Origin of the sequence: Lactococcus muris (assembly GCF_042849115.1) — a bacterium.
Classification (GTDB): Bacteria; Bacillota; Bacilli; order Lactobacillales; family Streptococcaceae; genus Lactococcus; species Lactococcus muris.
This window is the reverse complement of the sequence record NZ_BAAFQO010000006.1, coordinates 117,944-139,597: the sequence shown is the minus strand read 5'-3', so window position 1 is coordinate 139,597 and position 21,654 is coordinate 117,944. Positions and strand designations below refer to the sequence as shown.

General features: G+C 39.0%; 18 protein-coding genes and 1 pseudogene. 4 read left to right on the top strand and 15 right to left on the bottom strand.

The genetic code is table 11. The features are described from left to right. A pseudogene (locus tag ACGHCK_RS05295) lies at positions 1-126 on the top strand (IS30 family transposase); the annotation flags it as partial. A gap of 26 nt (positions 127-152) precedes the next feature. Here ACGHCK_RS05295 and ACGHCK_RS05290 read toward each other — a convergent pair. After that, positions 153-275 carry a hypothetical protein gene (locus ACGHCK_RS05290; RefSeq protein WP_271328202.1) on the bottom strand — a complete coding sequence of 41 codons (123 nt, stop codon included), beginning with the start codon at positions 273-275 and terminating at the stop codon, positions 153-155. 253 nt (positions 276-528) lie between these two features. Here ACGHCK_RS05290 and ACGHCK_RS05285 point away from each other — a divergent pair, with 253 nt between their 5' ends. After that, positions 529-1,494: a ribose-phosphate diphosphokinase gene (locus tag ACGHCK_RS05285; protein ID WP_271328201.1), complete on the top strand. Its 966-nt coding sequence runs from the start codon at positions 529-531 to the stop codon at positions 1,492-1,494. A gap of 1,085 nt (positions 1,495-2,579) precedes the next feature. Further along, positions 2,580-3,851 carry a serine--tRNA ligase gene (gene serS, locus ACGHCK_RS05280; protein WP_251422300.1) on the top strand — a complete coding sequence of 424 codons (1,272 nt, stop codon included), beginning with the start codon at positions 2,580-2,582 and terminating at the stop codon, positions 3,849-3,851. 160 nt (positions 3,852-4,011) lie between these two features. On the opposite strand, the gene phoU is transcribed toward serS, so the two are convergent. From phoU to ACGHCK_RS05235, 9 genes are all read right to left on the bottom strand, one after another. After that, entirely contained in the window at positions 4,012-4,665 is a 654-nt protein-coding gene (gene phoU, locus ACGHCK_RS05275) for a phosphate signaling complex protein PhoU (RefSeq protein ID WP_202230587.1), read from the bottom strand. Between the two features lie 55 nt (positions 4,666-4,720). Further along, positions 4,721-5,482 (bottom strand): phosphate ABC transporter ATP-binding protein PstB, encoded by a 762-nt coding sequence (gene pstB / locus ACGHCK_RS05270; RefSeq protein ID WP_237459950.1) that lies wholly within the window; start codon positions 5,480-5,482, stop codon positions 4,721-4,723. Positions 5,483-5,495: 13 nt separating this feature from the next. Then, on the bottom strand, positions 5,496-6,299 hold the full coding sequence (pstB, locus tag ACGHCK_RS05265) for a phosphate ABC transporter ATP-binding protein PstB (protein ID WP_202230588.1): 804 nt from the start codon (positions 6,297-6,299) through the stop codon (positions 5,496-5,498). Positions 6,300-6,317: 18 nt separating this feature from the next. After that, positions 6,318-7,205 carry a phosphate ABC transporter permease PstA gene (gene pstA / locus ACGHCK_RS05260; protein WP_202230589.1) on the bottom strand — a complete coding sequence of 296 codons (888 nt, stop codon included), beginning with the start codon at positions 7,203-7,205 and terminating at the stop codon, positions 6,318-6,320. After that, a complete protein-coding gene (gene pstC / locus ACGHCK_RS05255) occupies positions 7,205-8,128 on the bottom strand; it encodes a phosphate ABC transporter permease subunit PstC (RefSeq protein ID WP_202230590.1) in 924 nt (307 codons plus the stop codon). The genes pstA and pstC overlap by 1 nt, the downstream gene beginning before the upstream one ends. 15 nt (positions 8,129-8,143) lie before the next feature. Further along, complete coding sequence (locus ACGHCK_RS05250; RefSeq protein WP_251422306.1) at positions 8,144-8,995, bottom strand: phosphate ABC transporter substrate-binding protein; 852 nt, start codon at positions 8,993-8,995, stop codon at positions 8,144-8,146. Positions 8,996-9,176: 181 nt separating this feature from the next. Continuing rightward, entirely contained in the window at positions 9,177-10,064 is an 888-nt protein-coding gene (locus ACGHCK_RS05245; RefSeq protein ID WP_251422309.1) for a phosphate ABC transporter substrate-binding protein, read from the bottom strand. Positions 10,065-10,316: 252 nt separating this feature from the next. Further along, the gene (gene smpB, locus ACGHCK_RS05240) at positions 10,317-10,784 is read right to left on the bottom strand and encodes an SsrA-binding protein SmpB (protein WP_251422312.1); all 468 of its coding nucleotides are present in this window, start codon (positions 10,782-10,784) and stop codon (positions 10,317-10,319) included. A 178-nt stretch (positions 10,785-10,962) separates the two neighbouring features. Beyond that, a complete protein-coding gene (locus ACGHCK_RS05235; protein WP_251422315.1) occupies positions 10,963-12,396 on the bottom strand; it encodes a 6-phospho-beta-glucosidase in 1,434 nt (477 codons plus the stop codon). 399 nt (positions 12,397-12,795) lie between these two features. Here ACGHCK_RS05235 and ACGHCK_RS05230 point away from each other — a divergent pair, with 399 nt between their 5' ends. Next, positions 12,796-13,056: a hypothetical protein gene (locus tag ACGHCK_RS05230; RefSeq protein ID WP_251422318.1), complete on the top strand. Its 261-nt coding sequence runs from the start codon at positions 12,796-12,798 to the stop codon at positions 13,054-13,056. Here the strand turns inward: ACGHCK_RS05230 and ACGHCK_RS05225 are convergent. The 5 genes from ACGHCK_RS05225 to ACGHCK_RS05205 form a co-directional block, all read right to left on the bottom strand. After that, complete coding sequence (locus ACGHCK_RS05225; RefSeq protein ID WP_271328200.1) at positions 13,037-13,876, bottom strand: MurR/RpiR family transcriptional regulator; 840 nt, start codon at positions 13,874-13,876, stop codon at positions 13,037-13,039. The two genes, ACGHCK_RS05230 and ACGHCK_RS05225, sit on opposite strands and share 20 nt — an antisense overlap. 251 nt (positions 13,877-14,127) lie before the next feature. Then, positions 14,128-16,752, bottom strand: a complete 2,625-nt coding sequence (alaS, locus tag ACGHCK_RS05220; RefSeq protein ID WP_271328199.1) for an alanine--tRNA ligase — start codon at positions 16,750-16,752, stop codon at positions 14,128-14,130. 248 nt (positions 16,753-17,000) lie between these two features. Beyond that, positions 17,001-17,909 (bottom strand): peptidyl-prolyl cis-trans isomerase, encoded by a 909-nt coding sequence (locus ACGHCK_RS05215; protein ID WP_202230604.1) that lies wholly within the window; start codon positions 17,907-17,909, stop codon positions 17,001-17,003. A 390-nt stretch (positions 17,910-18,299) separates the two neighbouring features. Beyond that, positions 18,300-19,682, bottom strand: a complete 1,383-nt coding sequence (locus ACGHCK_RS05210) for a lytic polysaccharide monooxygenase (protein WP_271328198.1) — start codon at positions 19,680-19,682, stop codon at positions 18,300-18,302. Between the two features lie 171 nt (positions 19,683-19,853). Then, a complete protein-coding gene (locus ACGHCK_RS05205; RefSeq protein ID WP_202230606.1) occupies positions 19,854-21,347 on the bottom strand; it encodes a helix-turn-helix domain-containing protein in 1,494 nt (497 codons plus the stop codon). Positions 21,348-21,654: the final 307 nt, after the last annotated feature.

Here is a 21,654-nt window from a genome sequence, read left to right as displayed (position 1 = left end):
ATGGATGAAGTACCTTCTGAAACCATTGATAAATATATTGAAAAACTTAATCTAAGACCAAAAAAGGTCTTGGGCTGGAAAACACCTTATGAAATCTTTTTTGAAGAGGTGTTGCACTTAACTTGACTATTCAAGCTTTAAAAAATCATAATCTAACTCAAGAAAGAATCAAAAGTATCAGTTGTTTCCTGCCAAGTAAGGTATTTCACAACATACTTGGATACTTTTCCTGCATAAAGCGAAATCAAAGCAGATTCACTATGTTCTATTAACATAACCTCATAAAGCAGCTGCTAGACGCTCCTTACTGCTCCCCTACCAGTCCGTTCCGATTTTATTTTTTAAGCGTACGTCTTCTAGAAGAACTGTAGAAAAACCTTCTATTTTTCAGAAAGCAAAACAAAGATACCTGATTCATTATTGTCGCACAATCTTATTTTGCGTGAAGAAGTTCACGTAAAATAAAGCTATGAAATCCCCTCCAAATTTGGTAGAATAGACATATCATATAATAGTAGGAGAAGAATCGTGACTTATTCTGACGCACACCTTAAACTTTTTTCACTGAACTCAAACCCAGAATTGGCCGAGAGAATCAGCAAAATTATGGATGTTCCTTTGGGAAAAGTAACTTCAAAACAGTTTTCCGATGGAGAAATCATGATCAATATGGAAGAAAGTGTCCGCAATCATGATGTTTATATCATCCAGTCAACCAGCTATCCTGTTAATGACAATATCTGGGAGTTGTTAATCATGATTGATGCCTGCGTCCGTGCTTCTGCGCACTCTGTCAACATTGTTATGCCTTACTTTGGCTATGCACGTCAAGACCGTACAGCTTCAAGCCGTGAACCTATTACAGCTAAACTTATAGCCGATATGCTTGTCAAAGCTGGTGCTGATCGTGTTTTAACTTTGGATCTTCACGCCGTTCAGGTACAGGGATTCTTTGACATTCCTGTAGATAATCTTTTCACCGTTCCTCTTTTCGCAGAATATTACATGAATCAAGGATTGTCTGGTGATGACGTCGTGGTTGTTGCGCCAAAAAACTCTGGTATTAAACGAGCACGCAGCCTTGCTGAATACTTGGAATCTCCTATAGCCATCGTTGACTATGAAGACGATGATGCTAAACGTGAAAATGGTTATATCATCGGTAATGTGGAAGGTAAGAAAGTTATTCTTATTGACGATATATTAAACACAGGTGTGACTTTCTCAAACGCTGCTTCTGTCATTCGAGAAGCTGGTGCAGAAGACGTTTATGCTGTAGCGAGTCATGGTCTCTTCACAAAAACGGCAGCAGACTTGCTTGAAAACTCTGGCATTTGTGAAGTCCTTGTTACAGACTCCGTTGCTACTAAGAACCGAAAGCCTAATAATGTAAAATATCTCAGTGTAGATGAGCATATGGCTGATGCAATCCTTCGCATTCACGAGGGCCGTCCTGTGTCCCCACTCTTTCAGTTTGATAAAACTCAGGACTAAAAATTATAGTTAAACAATAGCTTGTAAGACTCAAATGTGCAAATTGAGTCCAATCAAGCAGGTGATTCTTTCCATTTGACAGAATTGTGCCAAAATACGTTAAGTACTTATAGGCAAATTTCTATAAACACAAGATTGCTAAAAAACGCTAAGATTATGAAATCTCAGCGTTTTCTATAGGATTGAAGTACCCTAAAATTCAGAAACGCCTCTTACTTGTCCTTGCCTCAAGCTTCCACAAGATCAAGACGGTGTAAAATCAAAAACGCTGAATAAGGACGCAAAGAAAAGGCGGATTACAGGCAAAGATATGTAACCACTTGTCCTCACCAAATATTTAAGCAGCTTCTTTGTGACACATGGCTTTGATATCTGACTCTGCGCCTATGCCAGCCCTTATTAAGCAATGAATTTTTACTGTTCGTTTTATTGAAAGCCTTGACAAACAAGGAGCTATTTAGACAAAAACTGTTAAACACACACAATGCTACTTAGCGGCTCCCTTTTGATGACTACTTTCAGCATTCTGGGATATAAAAAGAGAACAGCAAATCTCTCTATTAACCCTTAAGTTTTCTACTGTCTATAGAAAAAAACAGGCTTCTAAAAGCCGTTTGCTAAAAAACATTCACTTTTAGCTCTTTATTCGGTGAAAAATAGTTTCACTTTAAAGTCACCGTATCTCACATGGTCTTACTATTGATGCGTAAAAGCTTACGCAGCTTGTCCTCATCATCTTTGACCAAGCAAAGCAGGATGATTGTTTAATTTTCATGCATTTGTCGTGATGAATTCTGAGAATCACTTGCGAAATTTATAAAATTCTGATAGAATGACGGTAGAAGTTAGTTTTGAGCCCATCTTTTCTAGAGAGCTTGCGGTTGCTGGAAGCAAGTAAAGATACTCTAAACATTCTGCTTCTTGATTTGTTTTTTCTTGTGAAAGCAGGAACGTGTTTCTCGCGATAAGGGAACTAAAGTCCTATCCATAGGGTAGGAAATTTAGGTGGAACCGTGCTTATGGCGCCCTAATTCTTCTTTATAGGAGGATTAGGGCTTTTTATTTTATATTTAGAAGGAGATTTTATGCTTGACATTAAAAAAATCCGTGCAGATTTTGACGGAGTTGCCGCAAAACTTGAAACTCGTGGTGTAAAAAAAGAAACACTTCAAGAACTTCATGACCTTGACGTACGTCGTCGTGAGTTAATTGTACAGTCAGAAAACTTGAAAAAGAAACGTAATACTGTATCTGATGAAATCGCTGGTATTAAACGCGAAAAAGGTGATGCTTCTGAGAAAATAGCTGCCATGAAACAAGTTTCTGAGGATATTAAAGTTATTGATGCTGCGCTTGCGGACATCGAAGAAAAACTCACAGCTTATACAACAACTTTGCCTAACTTACCACATGATGATGTTCCTGTAGGCGAAGATGAAGATGACAATGTCGAAATTCGCCGTATCGGTCAAACGCCTGAGTTTAGCTTTGAACCAAAAGCACATTGGGAGCTGGGAGAATCTCTTGGCATTCTGGACTGGGAACGTGGCGGAAAAGTTTCTGGCTCTCGTTTTCTCTTCTATAAAGGAGCTGGTGCTCGTTTAGAACGCGCTGTCTACAACTTCATGCTAGATGAACATGCAAAAGAAGGATATACTGAAATGATACCGCCTTACATCGTTAACCAAGACTCTATGTTTGGTACAGGTCAATATCCTAAATTTAAAGAAGACACGTTTGAGCTAAATGATGACCGTGGTCTTGTGCTGATTCCAACAGCTGAAGTTCCTTTGACGAACTACTACCGCGGCGAAATCTTGGACAATACTGAGCTTCCTGTTTACTTCACAGCGATGTCTCCGTCATTTCGCTCTGAAGCAGGTTCTGCTGGACGTGATACACGTGGGTTGATTCGTCTTCATCAGTTCCACAAGGTAGAGATGGTCAAGTTTGCTCGCCCTGAAAAATCTTATGACGAATTAGAAAAAATGGTTGAAAATGCTGAGAATATTCTTCAAAAATTAGGATTATCCTATCGCGTAATTGTTCTCTCTACAGGAGACATGGGATTTTCAGCCGCTAAAACTTACGATTTGGAAGTTTGGATTCCTGCCCAAAACACTTACCGTGAAATTTCAAGCTGTTCAAACTGTGAAGACTTCCAAGCACGTCGCGCTCAGATTCGTTACCGTGATGAAGAGGGTAAAGTAAGTCTCCTTCATACTCTAAATGGTTCTGGTCTTGCTGTTGGTCGTACAGTAGCAGCTATTCTTGAAAATTATCAAAATGAAGACGGTTCAGTTACTGTCCCTGAAGTTCTTCGTCCTTATATGGGTGGTTTGGACGTTATTAAATAAGATAATAATTGGAAGACTGGAGGTAAAAACCGTAACTCTTTCCGATTTATCTCAAAAACAAAAATGCTTAAGTGCAGTACATTACGTGGCTCTTAAGCATTTTTCATTTTTTAGAAGCTAAGCTTTGAAACAAAAAGCCTGAAGCTCAAACTTTTTTTGATTATAACTCAACAATATTACCAGATTTCAAGTAGACGATCCATTCACAAAGATTGACCGCATAACCTGTGATACGCTCCAGGAACACAAGGGTCATCAGATAATCTTTACCTGTCGTAATTGTTTCTGTATTTTCTTTCATGGCATCCAATATTTTCTCTTGAATTTCGCCACTTACATTTTTTACTGTTTGGTATTGATCCGCGATTTCACGTGCGCGTTTATCATTGCCTTGAATATAAGCATTCAATGAAGCATCCACGACAGCTTTTACCTTTTCTCCTAAAAGTGAGATATCCTCTTCCACTTCATGGATACGTTCTTCACCTTTCAGGTTAATCGCCGCTTTGGCAATCGAAGTGACATGATCTCCCATACGTTCCAAGTCACTTGAAGCTTTAAGCACAGTAATAATCGTCCGCAAGTCCCCTGAAACAGGCTGTTGCAACGCAATCATTTCCAACGATTTTGTTTCCAACTTTGTTTCCAATTGATTAATCATTTCGTCGCTTGTGATGACATCTTCTGCCAGCTCACGATCATGACTTACAAAGGCACGAACTGCTTTATTCAATTGTGCAGATACTTGTGTTCCCATTGAATAAAATTGGTTGTGAAGTTTGTTGAGTTCTTCTTCAAATTGTGTACGTAACATTTTTTCTCCTCTTAACTAAGCGCAGAGCAATAGGTGCTCTTTCCATCATATCATATTATCCAAACTTACCAGCAATATAATCTTCTGTTTCTTGTTTCTCGGGATTAAGGAAGATTTTTTTCGTGTTATCCATCTCCACCAAATCACCATTGAGCATGAATGCTGTACGGTCTGATATACGTGAGGCTTGTTGCATACTGTGAGTCACAATGGCTAAGGTATAATCTTCTTTTAACTCCAAAAGCGTTTCTTCCACGTGTCCAGCAGAGATAGGATCCAACGCGGAAGTCGGCTCATCCAACAAGATAATCTGAGGGTTGACCGCAAGAACACGCGCGATACACACACGCTGCTGCTGCCCACCAGATAAACCAAGTGCTGAAGTATGGAGGATGTCCTTCACTTCATCCCAGATATTGGCTGCTTTTAAAGAGTTTTCAACGACTTCATCAAGCAGTGCTTTATCTTTAACCCCCTTAAGCCGAAGACCATACACAACATTTTCATAGATTGAAAACGGGAAAGGGTTGGGTTGTTGGAAAACCATTCCGATTTCCTTGCGTAAGTCCACTGTGTCCACTTTGGGACTATATATATTATGACCTTTATACATGATAGCACCAGTGATGGTCACTGTCGAAATCAAATCATTCATGCGGTTAATAGAGCGCAAGAGCGTTGATTTACCACATCCAGAAGGGCCGATAAGTGCTGTAATCTCATTAGGATAGAATTCCATATTGATTTGATTGAGCGCTTTTTTCTTACTGTAATACAGCGAAAGGTCGCTGACTGTTAAAATTGCTTCTTTTGTCATATTGTCCTCTCGATTATCCAAAGTGTCCTGAAACATAGTCTTCTGTAGCTTTGAGGTTTGGCTGTGTGAAGATTTTGCTTGTTTCGTCATATTCAATCAAATCGCCCGAATAGAAGAATGCCGTATAGTCAGACACGCGACTGGCTTGTTGCATATTGTGTGTGACGATAATAATCGTATAGTCCTTCTTCAGCTCTGTCATCGTTTCTTCAATTTGCATGGTTGAAATTGGATCCAGAGCTGAGGCTGGTTCATCCATCAAGATAATCTCAGGTTTAACTGAAAGTGCTCGAGCGATGCAAAGACGTTGAGCTTGCCCGCCTGAAAGTGCCAAAGCAGACTTGTCTAAACTGTCTTTGACTTGCTCCCATAGAGCTGCTTGTTTGAGGGATTTTTCAACAATTTCGTCTAGTTTTTTCTTGTCTTTAATCCCTTCACGGCGATGAATAAAGGCGATATTTTCGTAGATTGATTTTGGGAAAGGATTTGGTCTTTGGAAAACCATTCCAATCTGTTTGCGCACTTCGTAAACATTGACTTTAGGATCACTAATATTGACACCTTCATACATGATTTCACCTGTCACACGGGCACCGTCAATCGTGTCATTCATACGATTTAGAGAACGCAGATAAGTCGATTTACCAGAACCTGATGGTCCGATTAGAGCCGTAATCTGATTTTTGGGAAATTGCATAGAAACCCCATGAATCGCCTCTTTTGTGCCATTATAGAAAACCCGCAAATCATTCGTTGAAAGCGCGATATCTTTGTCGAAAGTCAAAATGTGACGTTCGTTCCAATCATAAGTTGCCATATTTTTCTCTATTCCTTACTAATTTCCAGATGTGAGTTTCTTATGGAGACGGTTTCCAAGGAAACGTGCTCCGAGGTTGAACAAGAGAACAAAGATAATCAAGACTGCAGAAGCTCCTGCAGAAATCTGAGTCGCTGTTGAAATTGTTCCCTCAGTATTCAAAGCCCAGATGTGAACAGCTAATGTTTCTGCCGGTCGAAAAAGGGATAAGGGACTTGTCAATGACATTGGGTTCCAATTGGCCCAGTTAATCGGCAAGTTAGTTTGACCTGCAGTATAAATCAAAGCGGCTGCCTCACCAAAAACACGCCCTGAGGATAAGATAACCCCAGTCAGGATACCGGGCACAGCCGCTGGTAGGATAACCTTAGTGGCTGTTTCCCATTTTGATAAGCCCAGTGCCAATCCGCCTTCACGCTGCATTGTAGGAATCGCACGCAATGACTCTTCAACATTACGTGTCATCAAAGGAAGATTGAAAACCGTAAGCGCAAGAGCACCTGATAATACTGAGAACCCTAGCCCAAACTGAATAACAAAGAGCAACATCCCAAAGAGACCGACAACGATTGAAGGAAGGGATGATAGTACTTCAATAGCTGAACGAACTGCCCCTGTCAACCAGTGTTTTTGGTTGGCATACTCTGAAAGGTAAATACCTGCACCTAGTGACAAAGGGATAGAGATAATCAATGTTACCACTAACAAGTAAACCGAATTAAACAGCTGGATAGCAATCCCCCCTCCAGTCAATGGATTAGAGGGTGTTGTCAAAAAGTCCCACGAAACAAAAGGCAAGCCTTTAACTAGAATATAAATCAAGAGAAAAGCAAGTATAGCGACAATAATGCCTGAAAGGGCGTAAAGAACGCCTGTGGCAATCTTATCTGTACGTTTAGCATTCATTATTTAAGGCTTCCTTTCTTAGCAATAGCGCGCATCGCGATGTTGAACAGCAATGACATAAGGAGGAGGAGAAGTCCAAGAGACCAAAGTGCATTCAGTTGGATACCTGGAGTAGCATTTGGAATACCTGATGTCAAAATTGAAGTCAGAGTTGAAGCTGGAGAAACAAGATCTTGCGGCATTGTTACAGCATTTCCGACAACCATTTGGATAGCTAGAGCCTCACCAAAGGCGCGCGCCATTCCAAAGATTACAGCAGTCAAGATACCAGGTGCTGCTGCACGGAGCAAAACACGCCAAATGGTTTGCCAGCGGGTTGCGCCTAAACCAAGTGAAGCTTCACGATAATGCGGCGGAATTGCCTTAAGTGCATCTACAGTCATCGAAGTAACTGTAGGTAAAATCATGACAAAGAGAACAAATACCCCTGCCAACAACCCAAGACCTGTTCCACCAAATGTATTACGGATAAGTGGAACAACAACAGTTAAACCAATGAAACCATAAACAACTGATGGGATACCCACCAAAAGCTCAATAACCGGTTGCAAAATTTTTGCCCCATATTTTGGCGAAATTTCAGTTATATAGATTCCTGCACCAATAGCAAAAGGTGTAGCAACTAATGCTGAAAGTACCGTAACGATTAAAGAACCTGTAAACATTGGCAAAGCGCCAACTGCAGGTTTTCCGTCAGGACCAATCGCTCCTGGTTCCCAATGTGTTCCGAAGAGGAATCGGAAAGGATTAACTCCATCAACAAAAAAAGTTGAAAGTCCTTTCTGAGCGACAAAGACCAAAATGAGTCCAACGACAAAGACAATAATAGCAATACATAAAAACGTCAATGTCTTACCAAATTTTTCCAAACGCGAATCTTTCGAGTTGGAAAGTAATTTTTCTTTAATTTTTGAATTTTCCATAAATACCCTAGTCATTTATTTAATCGGTGTAACTTTACCTTGATAATCACGATCTACTTTCATTTCTGATATGGGAATAAAGCCAAGTTTTTTTAGCGTCGCTGTATCCTTTTTTACATAGCTGATAAAACGATTTTCTACAAAATTTTCGTTTTTATTATTCGTATACATGTGTTCATAAGACCAAACTTTCCAAGTATTGGTCGTTACATTAGCATCCGAAGGCTCTACCCCGTCCAAACTTAGCGGTTTAATACCTGGTTTGTTCATATAGGAGAAGGAAACGTAACTTATAGCCCCTGGTGTTTGACCGACCAGCTGCACAACTGAACCTGAAGCATCTTGTGTTGGACCATCAATTTCACGCGCACCATTTAGAGCAAAGTTATCAAAGTTCACACGCGTTCCTGACCCTGATGTGCGTCCGATAACGGTAATTTCCTGATCTGGTCCACCAACTTCTTTCCAGTTTTTTACTTTACCTGTAAAAATGGCAATCAGCTGTTCTTGCGTCACGCCGGATAAGTCAAGCTCCTTGTTAACTATTGGTGAAAAGCCAATAACTGCAACCTTATTTCCAGTAATCTTAGAAGTATCTATACCTGATTTTTCCTCAGCAAAGATATCTGAATTACCAATTTGGAAAGAGCCTGCTGCCACTTGTGCTAACCCCACTCCTGAACCACCGCCCTGAACCATGATAATATCTTCTGGATATTTTTTCATATAGTCCAAAGAAATTTGTTCCACCAGTGGTTTTAAAGCTGTTGAACCACCCACTGTAACCTGATTTGAATTCGGCCCACATGCCGCCAAAGTCACAAGACTCATTGCTGCAAATAAAGCCATTAAAATTTTCTTTTTCATAACTTTATTTTAGCATAAATCAAACCTAAATGACTGAATACTTAACGCTTACAATGTAAACATTTTGTAAATGAAAGCGCAAAGAGAGCACTTGAAATATTGCTCAAGCACTCCTGCTCCTGTCATTTCTGTAAAGAATAAAGTTTCTCTTGAAAGAATTAGACACTGGTTTCACTATAGCTTATTTATTGGTAATTTTCCCCTGAGAATCGCGTTCAACCTTCATTTCTGAAATTGGGATATAGCCTAATTTTTTGATTGTTTTATCATCTTCGGTAACATATTTAATAAAATCTTTTTCGACCGATGTTTCCTTGTCTTTGTTTGTATACATATGCTCATACGACCAAACTTTGTAGCTATTATCAGCAACATTTTCCACTGTCGGTTTCACATTGTCAATACTTACCGCTTTGATGTCTTTGCTCTTGTCAAGATACGAAAAGGCTACATAAGAGATTGCCCCAGGTGTTTGACCAACCATCGTAACTGCTGTACCACTTGCATCCTGTGTTGGTCCATCAACTTCTGTTGCACCACCAAGCGCTAAATTATTAAAGTTCACACGCGTACCTGAACCCGCTGCACGACCGATTACTGTAATTTTCTCATCTGGTCCACCAACTTCTTTCCAATTCTTAACTTTACCTGTGAAAACATCAATCAACTGTTTTGTTGATAAGTTTTCGATATTTATATCCTTATTTACAATTGGAGCAAAGCCCACAACAGCTACTTTATAGTCGTTCAGTTTAGAAGCATCAATGCCTGACTTTTCTTCTGCAAAGATATCTGAATTACCGATTTGAAAGGTTCCTGCTAAGACCTGAGTCAAACCTACACCTGATCCGCCACCTTGTACAGTGATTTGAACTTCTGGCTTTTGAGCTGTATACTCTGTTGCAGCTTGTTGAGCCATTGGCTGTAGAGCTGTCGAACCTCCAGCAATGATTTTTCCTGCTAAAGCAGATGAGTCCGTATTGTTTGTTGCTGTATCACTGTTTCCACAAGCTGCTAGAGTCAGGAGGGCTGCACCAGCGATAATTCCAGAAAGTAACTTTTTCTTCATGAGATGTTCTCCAATAATTTCTTTGTCTTCTCGTAAGTTCCTTTACTTACATCACTATCTTAACATTGGAAAGGATAGATAAATGTTAATACTTCGTAAATACTGGGTAAATGGTTGGTAAATAACTTGCTTCTTTCTTTAAAAGTTCTATTTGTTCAAAGTTCACAAAAATGGAACCGCCTATGGTTGAGCGATTCCATTTTTTGTTTTTTCTCGTTTTAAAGAAGTTTAGAAAGTTACTTTCTGACTCTTTTAGCGATTATATGCCTTAAGTTGACGGGCTATATCACGGTTTTGCTCTTTGCGTTTTAAGGTTTCACGCTTATCGTATTGTTTTTTACCGCGAGCTAGACCCATAAGCACTTTGGCAAAACCATTTTTGAGATAAACTTTCAGAGGAATAAAAGTAATTCCTGTCCCTGCGAGTTCTTTCTCAATTTTGGCAATTTCTTTTTTATGGAACAAGAGTTTACGGGTACGCAACTCGTCCACATTAAAAATATTTCCCTGCTCAAAAGGAGCAATATGAACGTTGGAAAGCCAAACTTCTCCGTCTCTTACACGTGCAAAACCGTCCTTTATCTGTATTTTGGCTTGACGAACCGACTTAATCTCCGTTCCTGTTAAAACGATACCTGCCTCAAAAGTCTCAAAAATTTCATAATCATGCCGCGCCTTTTTATTTTGCGCTAAGGGCTTGTCTACTGTGTTTTTTACCATGAGTTTATTATAACAGAAAAATAGAGAAGGTGCTTTTCATCAACTTATTATAACCTTCTCGTTCAAAGAAGCATTTTCCATTAGCTGCAATGAAAACAGCTTGTTATGGCAGAAAAAGCGAATTGTTGCCCTTCTTTCAAAAAGCTCATCTGTTACTAAGCACAGACACATTTATCTATCAATCATTACTCAAATCTTGACCATTCGAAGCAATGACTTTTTTGTACCAATTGAAGGATTTCTTCGGTGTACGCTGTAGTGTTCCATTTCCTTGATCGTCACGGTCCACATAGATAAAGCCATAGCGTTTGGACATCTCGCCCGTTGAGGCTGAAACTAAGTCAATACAGCCCCAAGAAGTATAACCCAGAAGCTCAACACCATCCAACTCAACCGCCTTCACCATCTCGGCGATATGATCTGCCAGATAAGCGATTCGATAGTCATCAGCGACATAACCGTCTTCATCTGGTTTATCCACGGCTCCTAAGCCGTTTTCAACGATGAAAAGCGGTTTTTGATAACGGTCGTAGAGGGTATTCATGGTTGTGCGTAAACCGACAGGGTCAATCTGCCAGCCCCATTCTGAGGCTTTGAGATATGGATTTTTAATAGAGGCAAAGATATTACCAGAAGTTTCCTCATCCCCTTCTTCTAAAACTTTTGCGACACGGCTAGAATAATAAGAGAAGGATACAAAATCAACGGTATTTTGGGCAAGAAGTTCTTCATCCCCCTCAACCATAGGCAAAGAAATTCCCTCACGTTCCAGTTGCTTCAAGAAGTAATTCGGATATTTGCCACGCGCCTGAACATCAATCAAGAAAAGATTTTCTCTATTTTTATCAAGAGCTTCACGAACATTTTCTGGTTTGGAATCCCATGGATAGTAATCTCCGGCTGCTACCATACAACCAATTTTATTTTCTGGATCTATTTGGTGCGCAATTTTTGTTGCTAATGCTGAGGCGACAAGTTCATGATGTGCTGCAGTAAAGAGAACTTCATCACGGTTTTCACCTTCCTCAATATAAACCCCTGCTCCCATGAAAGGCGCATGCAAAAGAACGTTGATTTCGTTAAAAGTGAGCCAGTATTTGACCAAACCTTTATAACGGGTGAACAAAACCGTCACTAAATTTTCATAAAAACCAATCATCTTACGGTTACGCCAGCCCCCGTACTCTGTCACCAAATGCATTGGAATATCAAAGTGTGTGATAGTTACCAGAGGTTCAATATCATACTTGCGCAGCTCTTTAAATATTTTTTCATAAAAGAGAAGTCCTTCTTCATTAGGCTGACTCTCATCGCCTTTTGGGAAAATCCGCGACCAAGCAATAGACATCCGGAAAGTTTTAAAACCCATTTCCGCAAATAATGCAATGTCTTCTTGCCAATGGTTGTAGAAATCAACGGCTTCATGCCCTGGATAGAAGAGCCCTTCTTCTGGCTGTAGATGTTTTTCAAGTCCTAAAATAATCGCTCCTCGGCGCTCACCATGTGGGGCCAAGTCCACATTTGCAAGCCCACGACCACCTTGATTCCAGCCGCCCTCATACTGGTTGGCAGCCGTTGCGCCGCCCCAGAGAAAATCTTTAGATAATGGCATATTAATGCTCCTTTATGTATGTTAGATTTTGCTGCATACACCTTTTCGTAATGTATGCGTTATCAATGTCTATATTATAACAAAAACAAGTTTACAAAGTTAAGGAAAGTCTGATACTTTTGTTCCTGTTTTTCGAAACAAAAGTGTCAAAAATAGACAATACCAACTTTAAAACATCCCTCAAAATCATTTATAACACTGTTTCACAGGATTTTACATCCAAGAGAAAAACTACTTATAGCGCGCGTATTTTCTTATTAAAAAGAATCTAATAGACCCACAACTTTCAGAACAAGGAGGAAAAGTTCTGTATTATTTTTATCGTAACATCTGGACTTCTGAATCGTATTCGGAATTATCAGGATAACTTTTTAAGGACTTCAAAATAAAGCACCAACTATGAGGAGAATTTCTCGAAACAGACCCCTACTATATCTTGGTGGAGCAGTCATAGCTGCACCTCTCTTACGTAAAACCCAGTCAGAAGATGAAGGCTGGCTTGTCATCATTATCCATTGGGGTTTATCTGCGAAGCTCTCCTCTCTTGTGGGTGCTTTCTTCTCCCAAGTCTATCTGAATCTTGCTCTTATCTTAACACTGTCAACGCTAGAAGAGCTTTCTTTAACTGCAGGTTTATTCTTCAAACCATTAGCCAGTTAATTTCCTTGAAAAAACGGCCTTCTTTAAAGAAAACCGCTTTTAAATGTCTTGCCCTTTTCACTATTATTTTTATTTTTTCTTGCCGAAAACTGTGTGTTCGGTGCGCCAGACGCTCCAAAAGAGCAACAACAGGTAACTGAGTCGTCAGCTGTCCCAAAGCATGCACCTTAGAACTTTCAGCTGCCACATTATAGGGAATGGCAACATCTGCCATATTAGACAAAGTATTATTCCTTTCATTAGTAATCGAAATAACTTTTACACCATCTCTTTTATAAGATGCGATAGAACCAATTATGAAGTTGGTTTTCCCTGAAATAGAAAGGGCAACAACTGTCATCGATTGAGCATTATTCGTCATCAATGGCTGGTAAGGATCGGTCACTTCAAATGCAGGAAGCCCTGCATTATTAAAATACTTTGTACCATAGTCAGCTAGAGCTCCAGATGTTCCGACACCGATAAAAACAGTATATTCGGTTTCCTCCAAGAGCTTTGCGGCTTCATCGATAAGTTTCAAATACTCCGGATTCCGTAAGCGTTTAGTAAACAGTTCAAAGGCGAGAAGATTGTCATATTCTGCAGCATCTGCTTTCAGCGAAATTTTATCTCTTTGAGCACGTAGATAGCCTTTCATCTCATTCCAACCTGAAAAACCTAACTTACGCGTCATACGTACAATCGTAGTTGTTGAAACATGAACGGAAGAAGCAAATTCACGAATGGTCATTTTCATAACACATTCAGGTTCTTTTAACACGTGTTCAAAAACCATACTTTCAAGATCGTTGAGCTTATTTAAGTGACTATCTTCAATCATTCATTTCTCCTTATCAACTGTTTTTTTCGATTACTTCAGTATATCATATACGTTACAGAATACAATAAAAGGTGATTCTAAAAGAATTTTTGTCTTTGACAAAAATATATGACACGAACATAACAATAAAAATGGCTGATATTTTATCTACAAATTGCTAACTCATCTTTAACCGCACTGTCGCAAAGTCAAAAAAGTCTTTTCGCTCCATTTTGATTTTCTGCGAAAAGACCTTATTTTTTATTCCAATATTATTTGTAGGCTATTTTAGAACCAACATTTTCGATGAGCTCTGGGATTCCAACTGCATTGGTTCCACCAGCCATAGCCATATCTGGTTTACCACCACCACGGCCATCAATGTATGGTGCAAGTTCTTTGATTAAGTTTCCTGCCTTAACGTCAGCTGTTTTACTTGCCACAAGAAGACTCACTTTTTCGCCAATCTTAGCTACGAGCACAAGCACATCTGACAAATCTTTCTGTTTCCATATATCCGCAAGGTTACGAAGAGCTTTTGCATCAGGAACCGTTACTTGACTTGCAATAAAGCGAGTATCTGCCGCCATGAGAACATTTTTAAAGACTTCTTCAGATTGGCTGGCCGCCAACTTGCCTGCCAAAGCTTCTTTTTCTTTTTGAGCTGCTTTTAGTTCTTCTTGAAGAGCTGTTACTTTAGCTACAACTTGTGCTGCTTGTGGCGCTTTGACAGCTGCTGCAACTTCGTTCAAAGTATTTTCAGCAGCTTTAAATGCTTCATAAGCCTTCTGACCTGTTACAGCAACAATACGGCGTACGCCCGATCCGATGCCTTCTTCTTTGATAATCTTGAAGAGGCCAATCTCACTTGTCGTCGCTGTGTGTGTTCCACCACAAAGCTCAACAGAATAATCGCCGATTTTAACAACACGAACATTTTTACCGTATTTTTCGCCAAAGAGGGCCATTGCACCCATTTCTTTCGCTGTTTCAATATCTGTTTCGATTGTTTCAACAGGCAATGATTGCCAAATGACTTCGTTAACTTGATGCTCAATATCTGCTAATTCTTCCTTGCTTACAGGTGCAAAGTGCGTAAAGTCAAAGCGGAGGAATTCTACCTCATTAAGTGAGCCTGCTTGCAGTGCGTGTTCCCCCACAATATTATGCAAAGCGGCATGAAGTAAGTGAGTGGCCGTATGATTTTTGACAATGCCATGACGGCGCTCTGTATCAATTTCCAGTGTGTATGTCTCACCAACGGCAAGAGTCGAAAGGATATTGACCATATGTAGATTTTGACCGTTTGGTGCATGTTGGACATCCTTGACTTCCGCTACTACTTTACCTGCTGCATTTTTGATTACACCGTGGTCGGCAACTTGTCCCCCCATTTCAGCATAGAAAGGTGTTTTGTCAAAAATAAGTTGAGCCTCACCACTTGCAGTATTTACCTTCTCATCATCTTTAACAGCAACAAGGAGTTTTGCATCATATTTTTCCACATCGTAGAGGAATTCTGATTCTTCCTTAATCGATTGAAGTGTTTCATTCTGAGCGCCCATCGAACCACCTTTTACTGCCGCCGCACGTGCACGGTCTTGTTGCTTCTTCATGGCTGCTTTGAAACCTTCATGATCAATCTTAAAACCAGCATCTTCTGCCAATTCTTCCGTCAATTCTACAGGAAAACCATATGTATCATAAAGGCGGAAGATATCTTGACCTTCAAGTGTTGTCTTTCCTTCTTCTTTAAGTTTGGCAAGCAATTCATCAAGAAGCTTGCTTCCTTCATCAATTGTACGACCAAAAGCTTCTTCTTCACGGTCGATAATTTGCATGATAAAATCTTGTTTTTCGAGTACTTCTGGATAGTAAGATTCCATGATTTGCCCGACAATAGGAACAAGTTGAGCCAAGAATTTACCTTCAATGCCCAGCTTTTTACCATGCATTACGGCACGGCGGAGAAGACGACGAAGAACATAGCCACGTCCTTCATTTCCTGGTAGGGCACCATCTCCAATGGCAAAGCTAAGCGCACGAATATGATCAGCAATAACTTTAAAGCTCATGTTATCTCCATCCGGATCATAGGTTTTACCAGAGATACGCTCAATTTCGCGAATAATGGGGAGGAAAAGATCTGTATCAAAGTTTGTTTTACCTTCTTGGATGATACAAACCATACGTTCAAGTCCCATGCCTGTATCAATATTTTTCTGTGGCAATTCTTTATATTCGCTACGTGGAACAGCTGGGTCGGCATTGAACTGTGACAAAACAATATTATAAATTTCGATATAACGATCGTTCTCTATATCTTCAGCTAAAAGTTTCAAGCCGATGTTTTCAGGATCGTAAGCCTCACCCCGATCGTAAAAAATTTCTGTATCAGGTCCTGATGGTCCTGCACCAATCTCCCAAAAGTTATCTTCAATTGGTACCAAATGACTTGCATCTACACCTAACTCAATCCAGCGGTTAAATGTATCTTTATCATCCGGATAGTAGGTAATATAAAGCTTTTCCGCTGGAAAGTCAAAATATTCACTGCTTGTGAGCAGTTCCCAAGCGTAAGCTAATGCTTCGTCACGGAAATAGTCCCCGATAGAAAAGTTACCTAGCATTTCAAACATTGTATGATGACGTGCTGTCTTGCCCACATTTTCGATATCATTTGTACGAATCGATTTTTGAGCATTGGTGATGCGCGGATTTTCAGGAACAACTGAACCATCAAAGTAGGGCTTTAATGTGGCAACCCCTGAGTTAATCCAAAGCAAAGTGGGATCATTAACAGGAACCAATGATTGTGAAGGTTCAATAGAGTGTCCCTTTGATTGAAAGAAATCAAGGAACATTTGGCGCACTTCTGTAGAAGTCATTTTTTTCATAATTACTCTCCTAATAAAATAGCTTTCATATATTTTATGTGAATATTCACACAATATAAAAACAAAAAATCCATCGCAAACGAGGGGCGTTACTTACGCGGTACCACCCTCATTCACGATGAATACATCGTCTTTATTTTGCTTGATAAAGCAGCTTTCCCTGCTGAATAAAAATCCTTAGATTTTAAGCACACTGACTTGTCGACTTTCACCTAACATCGACTCTCTGTAAAGTCACTTATTTTTCATTATTTAGATGATGAACCTGATGTGAATTGTGAGAAGATTGTTGAAAAGGCTTCTTCTTTGACAGTGACATTATGTGCTTTGAGATACTCTCCAATCACACCTGCAACATATGTTGTATCTGCCATTTTTTCTGCTTTAATCACATTTTTAAGCTGATCTTTGTACTTGTTCATGTCTGAACCTTTATCTGATGTTTTAATCATCTTCACAACATAATAGCTTGTTGTTCCAGTAGAAGCATTTGTTGCCTCAATAACCTCAGAAACTTCGCCGTTTTTCAACTTGAAAGCTGCTGTTTGCACCTCTTTAGGAATAGTGGTGTTTGTTGAGTCAAACTTCTGTTTATTCTTGCTATTATCTTCTTCAAATTTTGCCGCATCTGACTTGGCAGATTCAATAGCTTTTGTCGCTGCATCCTTAGTTGTTTCTGGTACAACAATCGCTTCGACTTCTGGATGGAAGTCTGCCCAAGCTGCTTTCAAGTTAGCTTCTGTGTATTGTGTATCTTCAATTTTTTTCTCAATTGCATATTCCTGCAACAGTTGAAGACGAACATAAGCTTTGTAGCTACTTTCAGTGAACCCTTGTTGTTGCAAAGCCGCAGCAAACTGTTCTCCCATTTGTTTCTTAGTTTCATCAAACTTCGCTTGAACGTCTTTATCTGAAACCTTATCACCAAAGTCTTTTTCAAACATTTTTGACATTGTCAAGTTTTGTAAGAGAGCTGTGGCAGGCATGTTAGGGAAAGTTTTAGCTTCACCATAGAAGTCACTAACGTTAATAGTATCACCCTTCATTGTGATAATATTGGCACCTGTCGAATTATTATTTCCACATGCTGAAAGTGTGACAAGACCTACAACTGCAACAGCTGTTGCAAGCAAGATGTTCAATTTTTTAAATTTCAAAGTGTTCTCCTCACGAGGGTCATTTAAACCCTAAGTAAATATTAGTTATTGTAACATCATTATAACACAAAATATTAAATAAACCTAAACTGCATTTCAGCTGTATATTTTATTATTACGACAGTATCTGCTGTAAAATTTTAATAAAAAACCTTGTATTAGAGCGAAAAAATCCAAAGTATTCACCTTCTTTTCTACAGTCGCACTTGCATTTTTCTAGAACAAAATATTCTTTTTAAAAGTTTTAGTTTTGGATACTTATTTCACAAAAAAATATTCAGCTAAGATAATCTTTAGGGGTACGCAAATAAAACCAATCGCATGCTCAGATGTCTGATTGGTTTTACTTGTTTTTAAAAGTTTCTTAAAAGAAATTTTTAGTTATGGCTTTTATTTGACTTCAACAAAGAGAGAAGCGGCATTATCTGGAGTCCATGATGCGTCACCATAGTTAAAGTGTGTTACCAAAACTTTGTATAGTTTACCCTTATAAGCAATTTCTTCATTAGCAGAGTAGACTTCAGGGGCAGTGAAGCTTCCTAGCTTGAACTCACGTACATCACCTGGAATTTCACCCCCATCTTCTTCTTTCAAGGTTGTAGCTGACAAGGTATTACTGAATTCTGAAGTTGTTCCAGTATTTGAAACAGCTCTTACTCGGAAATCAAAGCTTGTGTCAGATGCCAGTCCTTTTACCATAAATGAAGTTTTGTTTGTTTCAGCAATTTTTACACCGTTTTGGAAGATTTCATAATGTTTAATTCCTTCTGAGTGTGATGCTGCTTGCCACATAAGGTCAACAGATGATGTTGTCTCACCCATCGAATGAAGATTCTTTGGTGCTGTCGGGAATTCTACCACTCCTTCAGCATCCGTTTTAACTGTTATTGCTTTAGACTTTTCAGAGACCATGCCGTTAGCACCTTTTGCTGCAACTTGGAACTCATAAGTAGTGTTAGCTTTCAAGCCTTTTGCTTCATAGTTGCCAGATTCAACCTCTGCGACTTGTTGTCCATCTTTGTAAACGAGATAGCTTGAAGCATCTGTTTGGAGATTCCATGACAAGCTTGCTGAAGTTTTTGTCACTTCATCTGCTTTTAAGCCTGATGGTACTTCTGGTGCTTGAGGTAATGTTGGCCCTGTAAAGTCTGATTCAACATTAACGTCAATAACATTATAGAAGGCATTTGGCGTGTCTGCTATGTCCCACACAGCAAGAACAACATGGTAACCTTTACGGTCTTCAGGGATTTTTATATCATGGCTAAGATCCATATCAGCTGTAAGGCCTTTACCATCAACTTCACCGATTTTCTCGAGCATATCACGTCTCAACGGTGCATTTTGATTCCAACCAACTTTTGTAATGTAATAGTGCCATTTAGCTGTTTTATGTGGTGCTGTATAATGCCAAGTAAATGTATTTACTCCTGTTGTGACATCTTGTTTCTTCCAGCGGTCTGGCGATTGCAAATCAAGTACGAAATCTCCAATTTGACCAAGTCCACCTTCAGCAGAAGCAATTTTACCATCTGCTGGACCAGCTTGAGGGAAACCTTTAGCTGTTTCTAATGACTGTGGATTAGTAATAACATTACCATAAAGGTTGAAAGCTGGTGTCCAGCCTAATTTATCTTTATCCAATTGACCTTGATATCCTCGTGCTGCTGGACTTTTTACATAACCATGTGCCTGTGCTTCTTGAGCAGTCATTCCAAAAGAGAGTGCTGTAAGCAACATAGCTGCTGAGGTAATCAAAAGTTTCTTTTTCATTTTTATGTCTCCATAGTTCTTTTATTTTTGTAACTTTTATAACTTACAAGACTTATTTTAATATTTTTATTTGGCTTTTATTTTTTTATTTTTAAATCCTCGTTTATTTTTTTTTATTATTTTTCAGCGATATTCTGTCTAATTAATTTTGAGCTCACAAATAAAAATGCACTATAGAGTGCGTTTAAATTTATGTATCTTATTTATTGCTTCCCGCATACGTCCCCAGTCGGTCAGTTTTGGGATTTTTGACATTGTCACAACGTGCGCTTCCGTTTTTAAACTCTCATTTAATAGGAAGTTTGAAACAATTAGGCATGGCCCAAATTGATTAATCTCTCTCTGTGTCACTGGTTCATCCAAATAAAATTTAATAGCAGCATCCTGAGGGAGAACATCTTTAGCAACATCTATAATGTATTGTTCCAAGCCTGGTTGGCCTTGCAAAGCAACAACAATATGAATTTCGTCCAAATCATTCATATATGTTTTTCTTTCTAGGTTTGCCTGAATCAAGGCCAAACTAGCCGCAACATCTTCTTTATGTTCAAAATAAAATACTGTTTCCTCTTGTTGTTGATTCAATAGGTCTAACCAATAAACAAACTTCTCTTGGTGACTGAGCTTGATTGCTTTTTTAAGGGATGGAAGAATACGTTCATAATTTCTTGTCATCGTTCCTAAAACCATAATATTATACAAGTATAGAGAAAGGATAGACTTTTCCTCACCGTCTTCTTTGTCCTTTAATAGGAAGTTTAAAGACTCCAAGAATACCTTAGATTTTGATTTGGCTGGATAATCTGGAATATAGGACTCCTCCCTTACAACATAGGATGTATGGTACAAAGCTGAAATCCAAATCCAATATTTTTCCGTCTCTGGAATAGTCACAGCATTGCCATGAGGATAAAGTCTCTTGTAAATCTGCTCAACTATTTGTGAAGCTTCCACATAATCCTCACATGCTTTAAATTCAACTATCGCTTCATCAGGTAACTCTATATAACAGTGATTTCTCCAGCGTAAAGCAGTAATTGCAAGATGAATGGAGAGGTTAGAAAAGTTTAAATTTAAAGGCTGTTTAAACCTTTTTTTCTGTTCCTTAATCATATAGTCTGCCAATGCTGCACTTTCTGCATAAAGACTACTCCCGTCACTCAAGAAAGAAAAAAAGACAAAATAAACAAAACGTACGTCTGCCTCACGTCCTTCAAGTGTGAGGTTTTTCAAAGAAATTTTGACAGAAAATCGACTGAGCTCTGTATTCATATGTTCTAGCACAGCCATGAGTTTAGTTCGAGAAACTTGATAAAGCACTGTCGCCTTATTTATATCCATCTCCCGTCCCATTACCGCATTTTCCATGATAATATAAGGGAGTTCATTCATATTCAATAAATTACACAGCAAGTCTGAATTGAACCAATCAGGGTATTCTAGTTTATATCTGTCATCCTCAGCAAGAATCTGCACTTGACGGGGTGCCAGCTCTCGTCTTAGATGCTTAATATCCGCAACAATCGTTACTTTAGAGACCTCTAATGTCTCTGAAATTTCCCGCACTGCAAGTCCTTCTGGCTCTGAATCTAGCATTTGGAGAATACTTATTCGACGACAATGTGACTTGCTTGAATTCATAGCATAAAGTAGGTTTGTAATCATAATATACCTCATATCTCTATAGATAATAACTGTTTTTACATTTAGATAATCTCAACTTAAACTCAGACTGCTATTTTTTATTTGTATAATCTTATTTTAAAGTACTGCCTGAGGACTTCAAAATAATATGCAATAGCGAAACAGTCTATGAATGCGTTTACAGCTACAATTTGAACCGAAATTTCTATGATTACAGTCTTAAATTCGGAAAGTAAAAATAAACAGAAAATGATTTCCTACCAAGGTTCACAGACAAAAAAAGCAAGAATTCTCATCGAAATCCTTACTTTTCTCTCATCGTTCACTC

What these genes read in the sequence shown, in the direction of transcription:
- ACGHCK_RS05290 (WP_271328202.1), bottom strand. Translation starts at nt 275, where the DNA reads ATGTTAATAGAACATAGTGAATCTGCTTTGATTTCGCTTTATGCAGGA.
- serS (WP_251422300.1), top strand. Translation starts at nt 2,580, where the DNA reads ATGCTTGACATTAAAAAAATCCGTGCAGATTTTGACGGAGTTGCCGCA.
- phoU (WP_202230587.1), bottom strand. Translation starts at nt 4,665, where the DNA reads ATGTTACGTACACAATTTGAAGAAGAACTCAACAAACTTCACAACCAA.
- pstB (WP_237459950.1), bottom strand. Translation starts at nt 5,482, where the DNA reads ATGACAAAAGAAGCAATTTTAACAGTCAGCGACCTTTCGCTGTATTAC.
- pstB (WP_202230588.1), bottom strand. Translation starts at nt 6,299, where the DNA reads ATGGCAACTTATGATTGGAACGAACGTCACATTTTGACTTTCGACAAA.
- pstA (WP_202230589.1), bottom strand. Translation starts at nt 7,205, where the DNA reads ATGAATGCTAAACGTACAGATAAGATTGCCACAGGCGTTCTTTACGCC.
- pstC (WP_202230590.1), bottom strand. Translation starts at nt 8,128, where the DNA reads ATGGAAAATTCAAAAATTAAAGAAAAATTACTTTCCAACTCGAAAGAT.
- ACGHCK_RS05250 (WP_251422306.1), bottom strand. Translation starts at nt 8,995, where the DNA reads ATGAAAAAGAAAATTTTAATGGCTTTATTTGCAGCAATGAGTCTTGTG.
- ACGHCK_RS05245 (WP_251422309.1), bottom strand. Translation starts at nt 10,064, where the DNA reads ATGAAGAAAAAGTTACTTTCTGGAATTATCGCTGGTGCAGCCCTCCTG.
- smpB (WP_251422312.1), bottom strand. Translation starts at nt 10,784, where the DNA reads ATGGTAAAAAACACAGTAGACAAGCCCTTAGCGCAAAATAAAAAGGCG.
- ACGHCK_RS05235 (WP_251422315.1), bottom strand. Translation starts at nt 12,396, where the DNA reads ATGCCATTATCTAAAGATTTTCTCTGGGGCGGCGCAACGGCTGCCAAC.
- ACGHCK_RS05230 (WP_251422318.1), top strand. Translation starts at nt 12,796, where the DNA reads ATGAGGAGAATTTCTCGAAACAGACCCCTACTATATCTTGGTGGAGCA.
- ACGHCK_RS05225 (WP_271328200.1), bottom strand. Translation starts at nt 13,876, where the DNA reads ATGATTGAAGATAGTCACTTAAATAAGCTCAACGATCTTGAAAGTATG.
- alaS (WP_271328199.1), bottom strand. Translation starts at nt 16,752, where the DNA reads ATGAAAAAAATGACTTCTACAGAAGTGCGCCAAATGTTCCTTGATTTC.
- ACGHCK_RS05210 (WP_271328198.1), bottom strand. Translation starts at nt 19,682, where the DNA reads ATGAAAAAGAAACTTTTGATTACCTCAGCAGCTATGTTGCTTACAGCA.
- ACGHCK_RS05205 (WP_202230606.1), bottom strand. Translation starts at nt 21,347, where the DNA reads ATGATTACAAACCTACTTTATGCTATGAATTCAAGCAAGTCACATTGT.